This is a genomic window from Shewanella sp. SG41-4 (assembly GCF_014164505.1).
Taxonomy (GTDB): domain Bacteria; phylum Pseudomonadota; class Gammaproteobacteria; order Enterobacterales; family Shewanellaceae; genus Shewanella.
The window spans coordinates 1-8523 of the sequence record NZ_JACJFI010000194.1 but is presented as its reverse complement, the minus strand read 5'-3'; the positions used below and the strand labels follow the sequence as shown (position 1 = coordinate 8523).

The 8523-nt window shown below is 39.8% G+C and carries 5 protein-coding genes and 1 pseudogene; all 6 read right to left on the bottom strand.

Going from position 1 to position 8523, the window contains the following annotated elements:
* Positions 1-1373: efflux RND transporter permease subunit (locus H5202_RS15550; RefSeq protein ID WP_182772878.1), on the bottom strand; the 1373-nt coding region annotated here is incomplete at its 3' end.
* A 49-nt stretch (positions 1374-1422) separates the two neighbouring features.
* Positions 1423-2433: a WD40/YVTN/BNR-like repeat-containing protein gene (locus H5202_RS15545; protein ID WP_182772877.1), complete on the bottom strand. Its 1011-nt coding sequence runs from the start codon at positions 2431-2433 to the stop codon at positions 1423-1425.
* 55 nt (positions 2434-2488) lie between these two features.
* Positions 2489-3853, bottom strand: coding sequence for a DUF1329 domain-containing protein (locus H5202_RS15540; protein WP_182772876.1), 1365 nt, complete (start codon positions 3851-3853; stop codon positions 2489-2491).
* Between the two features lie 13 nt (positions 3854-3866).
* Positions 3867-5915, bottom strand: a pseudogene (locus H5202_RS15535) (DUF1302 domain-containing protein).
* 315 nt (positions 5916-6230) lie between these two features.
* Positions 6231-6446, bottom strand: coding sequence for a DUF2835 domain-containing protein (locus H5202_RS15530; protein ID WP_182772875.1), 216 nt, complete (start codon positions 6444-6446; stop codon positions 6231-6233).
* Positions 6447-6536: 90 nt separating this feature from the next.
* A partial coding sequence (gene pepN, locus H5202_RS15525; protein ID WP_182772874.1) for an aminopeptidase N occupies positions 6537-8523 on the bottom strand: 1987 nt, incomplete at its 5' end.

Below are 8523 nucleotides of genomic sequence, written 5' to 3'. Positions count from 1 at the left end.
GTAATAAAGAAGGTGTCTAGGTTGTAACGAGAATCTTGATGCAGTGCAGGTGCCCCACCTTGCAAATCACCGATTTTCATTTTTGAAGCTTGCTGAAAACCTACAGCATAAAGAATTACTGTTGAAATCAATACTACAACCGCATATTTTGGCGTTGCAAACTTAGACAATCCACGCCAAATGTTTTCAATCTTTTGACGTTTTTCAGGATTATCTTGCTTGTTGGGTAATTCAAAATATGAAATAACCAATGGCAATAATATAAGGTTAGTTAAAATAATAACTGCAACACCTAACGATGCAGAAATAGCCAACTCACGGATAATACCAATATCAATGGCTAATAAGGTTAAAAAACCTACCGTATCAGACAGTAAAGCAACACCACCTGGCACCAATAAACTGCGGAAAGCTGAAGCAGCAGCAGCTTTGGTTGTTTGGCCATCAAGTACCCGACGACGTACAGCATTGATCATCTGCACCCCATGACTGACACCAATAGCAAACACTAAAAATGGCACTAAAATCGACATGGGATCCAAACCAAAACCGACCACCGTTAATAATCCTAATTGCCAAAAAACAGCAATTAAACTACACATTAATGGCAAGACAGTGAGCATTATCGATTTTGAAAATAAGTACACCATGACAGCAGTAATAGCTATGGCGATTAAAAAGAACAGCAGTACCCCTTTAGCGCCTTCTGCAACATCTCCAGCCATTTTGGCAAAGCCGATGATGTGAATTTTAATTTGATCATTTTCAAATTTGCCGCGTAGCTCTTGCTCTAATTGATTAGCAAACGCAATGGTATCGATAGGTTCACCCGTTTGAGGGTCAAACTCCATTAACTGCGCAGACACCATGGCAGAAGTATAATCATTGCCGATGAGTCGGCCTACAATGCCGGCTTTTTCGATATTATCGCGAACAATTTTAAGCCCATAATCATCATTACGAAAATCAGCAGGGATCACCGGACCACCGGCAAAACCGTCTTCTACAACTTCTGTAAAACGAGTTGAAGGAGAGAATAACGACTTAACCTGAGAGCGTTCTACACCCGGAATAAAAAATAATTGATCGTGCACATTTTTTAGCGCATCAAAAAATACCGGGTTAAAAATATTACCACTGGTATCTTCTACCGCCACCATAATACTGTTAGCACCACCAAAATCTTTTTGATGTTTAGTATACGTTTGCATGTACGAGTGATTGAGTGGGATATTTTTACTAAAAGCGGCATCCATTTTTAATTGGCTGGCTTGATACCCTAAGAAAAAGGTAATAAAAATAAACGAAATGATAACCCATTTTCGATTGCGGAATAAATGAGATTCAAATCCATTGACCAGTTTTTCTAACATCTTTTCGGCCCTATTATTGTTGTTTTAATTGTCCAATCTAACCTTAAGGTTAGTCAAGCTGGAACAGTCCTTTAGAACCGGCAAACCATAACTGGCCTTTACTGTCTTTAGCAATTGCTACTATATTTTCACCTTGGCGTCTGGCAACAATTGTTGCTTTACCATCATCAACTGACAACACAATCCCAGCATTTCCGACTAGGTAAAGGTCATTATTAGCGGTAATAAGTGCGCTATTAATTGATGATTGGACTGGTAAATCCACTTCTTGCCATTCAGATAGCGTTAGATCTGACTTAAACACATGACCACGTAAGCCCATAACATAAACATCTTCGCCAACTTCAATGGCATTAAACATTGAACCATCGTAATCAAAGTTAGTTTTCGAGAATGTTCGGCCGTTATCACTTGATACCGCTACCATTCCAAGCTCACCCACAAGCAACAACCGTCGATCCTTCAAGCGAATTAAACGATTAAAATGGGGCAATAATGATGCACGCTCAGTTAAATATAATGCTTCATCGTCTACTTTAAGTTCATGTAAATAGGCGACATCTTCTTCAAATAATAATTCTTGATGAAACTCTTCTTGCCATGTTTTACCGCCATCAGCGGTACGATAAAATAATCCATAAGCACCTACCGCAATACCATCGACAGGGCTATAAAAACGAATATCTAAAAAAGGTTTCTCAATTTCAGCAGATTGCATCTGCACCGACCATGTTAATCCACCGTCTTGGGTATGGATGATGGTTGCATCATGTCCAACAGCCCAACCTTGCTTGTCGTCGAAAAAAAACACTTTGGTTAATTGCGACAGAACAGGAGTAGCAACTTGATGCCATTGATTATTGTCTAATAGCAATACATTACCGCGTTGGCCTACCGCGACAAGTTTGTCACCCGCATTAGCAATATCGAGTAATAAAGAGGATTGAGCTCGGGGTTGAATTTGAACAGAGAGTGGATCGAGTTGAGCATCTACTGAAGCAGTATATAAACATGCACTAATCCCAATCGCCACAACACTGCGAAGCATGCTAAACGTCATACAAACTTCCTTTATTAATAGGGGCGCAATAGCGCCCCATTTTATTTATGGCTTATTAGCGAATACCGGCACGTCTTAATGCGTCGGGTGTAAAGTTAGCTTCTGAAAGCGATGCATCAAAATTATACATGCGCCCTTCGTTATCTAAACCCATCGCTAAATAACGGCGTGATTGAAGATCATGGAACACTTCCAATGTACTCCAAAGCGCAGGCACTTCATAATAGTTGATAAGGTGAGCTACACCCACACGATAAAGTTCATCGCGGTTATCATATATATCAGTTACAGCCACTTGCCATGAATCTTCATCTATATAAAACACACGAGTTTTATAAGTATGACGCATGCCTTCTTTTAAGGTCGCTTTAACTTCCCATACACGATGTTTTTCATAACGTGGATACTCAGGGTTAATATGACCAGGTTTTAAAATTTGGTCATACTTCAACGCATCTGAATGTAAACGATAATCGTTGTAAGGAATATAAATCTCTTTTTTACCGACTAATTCCCAGTTATAACGCATTGGAGAGCCGTTAAACATATCGAAATCATCTGTTGTTCTTAATCCATCAGACACTGTGCCTGGTGTATCAAAAGCAACGTTCGGAGCTTTACGAACGCGACGCTGTCCAGTGTTATAAGTCCAAGCTTGGCGCGGAAGCGCTTCTTGATCCATTGTTTCTTTTACAAGTAATGCTGTACCAGCAAGTCGTGCTGGTTGAGTAACGACTTGTTTAAAGTAAAACAACGTATTTGTTTCTTTAAGCTTCTCTAAGGTCACCTCTGGGCGAGAATATTCAAAACGAATTTCCTCAGCGTTTTCAACCAAAGTGTAAGAACCATTAGACATTGGTGCTGCTTGACTACGGAATGTTTCTACATCGACACCACGATAACGTAAAATATGATTCCAAATAACTTCTAAACCATTAGCCGGAATAGGAAATGGCACGCCAATAGTCGCCCCAGTTATTCCGTTACCTTGGGAAACTAATTCCGCTCTAACTGCATTGGCTTTAGTTGCATCATAAACATATTCAGGTACTGCTGCTGTACGACGGCTCTCATAGACATTCATTTTGTAAGTATCTGGATACACTTCAAATAATTGTTTCTGACCCGCAGTTAAAAAATCAGCATATTGAGCTTTATTTGCATTAGTGATGGTAAACAACACTTTGTCACTTGGGAAAGGATCTGGATGATGCATTCCCTTGGTGTAACCTGCTATAGGTTTGGTAATACCACCACTCCAAGCAGGAATTGAACCATCGGCATTAGCCGCTTTTTCTGCACCCATAGGGGTTAATGTTGTACCCAATTTGTCTGCATCAGCTTGTGATACTTTCGCCAGCGCAGCAGGTGCACTTAGTGCTAGCATCACTGCTGCCGATAATATCGTCAGTTTCTTCATTATAATTATCCTTCTAAATCGAATACTTGACGTTGAAAGAGATGTAATCTCTGTCTGTCATCGCATTTGTTGTTCCTACTCCACCAAAGAAGCTGTTGTAAGAAATATCTGCGCCCCAGCGACTTTGATAATCAAAGTTCACACCCAAAGCAACAGATTTTCTGCCTTCGGTGAATAAGAACATTGGATCAGGTGTAATACCATCAACATCGTGAGAGAAAATCACTCTTGGGTACATGTTTACACCAGCAAACACGTTGTTAAAGTCAGCTTTAGCCACTAATCGATAACCCCATGCAAAATCGGTTGGGAATGGATTGGTTTCTGGACCATTATGCAGAGCAGCAATAATACCGGTCATTTCTGGATTACCACCAGAACGAGCCGTTCCTGGACCGTTTAGACGTAATTCGTCAAAACCAGGCATATCATGGATCCACACACCACCCACTTCAGCAAGCATGGTTAAGTTATCTAAACCAAGTGTTGGACCGAATAAGTGGGTAAAGGTTACCTGTGCTTGAGTCGTATCGGTAAGTATATATCCCTCAGCGTTTGAGCCAGGCTCCACATTATCCATTTGTGAAATACCATCTAAATCAGGACGAAGCCCTGCATTTGCTAGCTGCTGAGGCATCGCTAAGAAAAGTAATTCAACGTCATCAATTTGTAATGGTTCATCAACACGATGTGAAATTTCACCGGCAACAGATGTGTCACCCACTAATGTGTTAAAGCTAAAGCCATATAACTGAATATCTTCAGGATATACGATTTGCGACTTGGTAAAGGTTTCCATGCTTAACAGCAGTTCACGGTCTATAACGCCACCACTTTGCGCCAAACGGCCATAATCACGACCGATAGCATCTGCGTTAAAGTTAGAGGCTGTACCACTAATAATTGGACGGCGACTATGGTAATTCATGTAATAAAGACCGAATTCTGTTTCGCCTAGTTCTGGAGAGTAATAGCCTAATTTAACACCAAATTGGCCATCGTCACTAGGATCTGCAGCATCTTGAACTAAAGCAACCTTAGTTGAATAAGCAGTCATGTAAGCGGCATATGCCGGGTTAAACCCAGTAGCAGCTGCAGCTTCATACAAACGTGTATATTCTGAAATAAGGAAGTCTTGGTTGATATCTGGATTAGAGTTGAAACCTAATTGTGCATTTTGGTTGTAACCACCATACCCAGCAAAATCGTTGGTTGCAAAGTTAGAACCCGGTGTAGGGATCCAAATCGGTTGCCAATCATACTGATAAAATGCTTCAACGTTTAAGTTTTCAGATAAACCTAACGATGCCCAAACCATGCCTTGTGGACGGAATGCTTCTTTAAGCTCTGCACCAGGTGCATTAAGCATACTTCAATCGACAGCATTGATTTCAGCAATACCGTGAGAAATAAGGGTGCTTTCGCCCCACGACACTACTTGGTTACCCACACGAACACTTAATGGGTTAGCACCGTCGTTTAAATCCCAGTTACCGTAAACAAATGCATCTAGCAAGCGAATGTCTTTACATTGCACTTCTGACGCTTTGCTATCTGCACAAGGATCAAATTCTTTTCCGGTTAATGGATCGTTAAACCCATAGTCACCGTCATTTAATTTACGGTCATAAAAATACATGCCACGTAAAAAGATACCGTAGTTTTCATACTTTAATGATAATTCGTGAAGACCTTTAACAATCTCAGACGTAGTATCACCTTGTGCATACAACAAATTACTTAAATCATTGTTGCTTGAATAAGAACCAGGCTGAGTCCAAATTTCTGCTGATGTATATTTGGTAGAACCAAATGCACCACCGAATGCAGAATAACCAGACCAATCAAATTGTGGTTGGTTTACCTTACCGATTTGATTACTCCAATCACGGTCTGATACACGCCAACTAGCACCTGCAGTCCAAGTAGAGTCAAATGTACCTCGTACATCACCCCAATCAAAAGAAACTGCTGAGGCTGATGTGCTCATTCCCAAACACAATGCCGACACCACCCCCAAAGCGAGAGCCGACTTGTTAAATCTTTTTTTAACAATATTCATTTTAGTTCATCTCCGTAACCTGTTGGATTAGTTGTTATAGGAATTTAACCAACATCTTGTTAGCCCACAGGCAACACCATTGTTACAGCATTTAACTATATTGAGCAAGGTCAAAAAAAAGAAAATGTTCAAGAAAATTAACGATGTTTGGCTAAATATGACAAAATAAAACTAGCCTATATTTGAATTAACACAACCGACAAAATTACAACCATTTAACCATTAACGAAAAAAGTTTATTTTCATGCACTTATCAATCTTAACGGGTTGCTAGTTTACACATCACTAATCAATCAAACGTTTGAAGTAAATACTCTATAATTTATTGAGTGATTTGAAATTCCCTTCTCGGTTAAGGACTAATTTAAACTGTCCATGAATACCTTGAGGGGCTAAATAAGGTCTAAAATACTTACCATTTATGTGCAACACACGACCATGATGGTCCCTTACTTGCACTTTCTCTGCAAGTCCTTGGTAATATGGTAGAAATGCTTCATAGCTAACGTTCAGAGAAAATAATAACTCCATAATTTACTCCATAAAAAGGAGAGCAAGCTCTCCTTTTTAACATACTAAACAGTCTGACTATTCATACTAGATTGATAGTCATTTCCGTCATTATTCCGCCAATGATTTAGTGACTTTTTCGTATAAATCTTTCGATAAATCCGGTAAAGCTTTTAGTTCTAGTAAACATTGTTTCATTAATTGCTGACGATGTTGATCAAATTTTGAAAACTGAATTAAAGGTGTGATCATCCGTGATGCTATTTGTGGATTCGATTTATTCAATTTTACTAAAATTTTGGTCAAATAACGGTAACCTTCGCCATCAGCACGATGGAACTGATAAGTGTTTCCGGCGGCAAAAGCCCCAATCAATGAACGAACACGATTGGGGTTAGAAAAACTAAAACTACTGTGTTTTGTCAGCGTTTTAATTTGCTCTATAACGTCATCACTATTAACTAATGCTTGTAAGGTCAGCCATTTATCCATCACTAATGGCGTTGACTCCCACGTAGACTCAAAATCACTTAATAACATCGGTAAACAGGCTAATTTGGCTGTAGCAGCGGCTTTCAAAGCACCTAAACTGTCAGTCATATTTTTAGCTGAATAATATTGTTTTTCAACTAATGATTCATGAGTATCGGTCACTTGGCATAATAATGACAAGGCTATGTTTTTAAATGCACGCGCCTCTGCATTATCTACAAGTATAAGCTCCCGATAACGTACCAATAATTCATCTTCACAAGCTGATGCGAGTTCTTCAACAACAAACTCTCTGGCTTTTGCCAAAGCATCTAAATCAACACTATCTACCTGTTCAATTAAAGCTGAAGCAGTAGGAATAGACAGAATTTCAGCCACTAAAGCTTGGTCTATATTCTCATCTAAAATGACGCCTCTGAATGCTTCAACAACACGAGTATCAACCATCATGACTTGTTGCTTTTGTAACTGTGCAACGTTATTCCATATAGCTTGGCTGATTAACTGCACTGATGCTTCCCAACGGGCCACTTCACTTGAAGCATGACGCATAAGATGCACGAGTTGATCAATGCTAAAATCGTAAACCAATTTAACGGGTGCAGAAAAATCTTGTAGCAAAGAAGCTATCGGCGCACTTTCTAGTCCATCAAACACAAAGGTTTGGTTGGCTTTGGTCACATCTAGCACTTTATTGACAATTGATTGCCCTGCACTGTCTAACAGCTCAACACTGAATGGTATGTGCAGAGTTTGGCCCTTCACACCTTGCGATATGACTTGTTGAGTCACGGTTAAATGGTACTCACCTTTATCCGCATCAAAACTGTCTTTAACCGTCACTACTGGTGTACCAGCTTGGCTATACCAACGACGGAATAAGGTTAAATCTATACCGCTAGCATCCTGCATAGCATTAACAAAGTCATCACAGGTTACCGCTTGCCCGTCATGACGCTCAAAATAGCACTTCATTCCAGCTTGGAAACCTTGTTCGCCAAGAATTGTGTGCATCATACGGATAACTTCTGCACCTTTGTTGTATACCGTCACAGTGTAGAAATTGTTCATTTCAATCACACTTTCAGGACGAATTGGATGTGACATTGGACCGGTATCTTCAGCAAACTGTTGATTTTTCATCACTCGGATAGCATGAATACGGTTAACAGCGCGAGACCCAACATCAGAACTAAATTCTTGGTCACGAAATACCGTTAAGCCTTCTTTTAAACTCAACTGAAACCAATCGCGGCATGTGACTCGGTTGCCAGTCCAGTTATGGAAGTATTCATGACCAACGACAGACTCAATACCATGATAATCTTCATCTGTTGCACTGGCTTTATCAGCTAACACGAATTTGGTATTAAAGACATTCAAGCCTTTATTTTCCATAGCACCCATGTTGAAAAAATCTACAGCAACAATCATATAAATATCTAGATCATATTCAAGACCAAAACGGGTTTCATCCCATTTCATAGACTTCTTCAACGATGCCATTGCGTGATCGGCTTTATGTAAGTTGCCTTTATCAACGAATACTTGCAGTTTTACTTCACGACCAGATTGAGTGGTAAAACTGTCATTAAGTAAATCAAAG